Source organism: Pseudoalteromonas sp. SR44-5, assembly GCF_014163675.1.
Taxonomy (GTDB): domain Bacteria; phylum Pseudomonadota; class Gammaproteobacteria; order Enterobacterales; family Alteromonadaceae; genus Pseudoalteromonas; species Pseudoalteromonas rhizosphaerae.
Genome location: NZ_JACJDT010000220.1, coordinates 1 through 296, shown reverse-complemented (window position 1 = coordinate 296; position 296 = coordinate 1). Strand labels below are relative to the sequence as shown.

General features: G+C 54.1%; 1 protein-coding gene. It reads right to left on the bottom strand.

Going from position 1 to position 296, the window contains the following annotated elements; translation table 11 throughout:
- Positions 1–296 (bottom strand): Ig-like domain-containing protein (locus tag H5154_RS23330; protein ID WP_259398606.1); only part of this gene is annotated, 296 nt, incomplete at both ends.

The following is a 296-nucleotide window of genomic DNA, read 5'->3' as shown; positions in this document are numbered from 1 at the left end:
GCATCAACAACAAAAGCGCCTTCTGCAAGCGGGGTCGGTACATCCACCGACCAACTGCCATCAGCCAACACAGTGGCAGTTAAGGTTTGTATATCGCCATTGGCATCGGTGACCGTAATGCTCACCAGCCCGCCAATTTCATCACTGCTACCGGTGATGGTTGGGGTGCTGTCGTTCGTCGCAGCCAACGGATCAATATCAAAGGTTGGCGCAAGAGTATCGATCACTCCGCCATTTTCTGTGTCGCTAGCGGTATTGCCGGCGGCATCGGTGACGCTGGCATCAACAACAAAAGC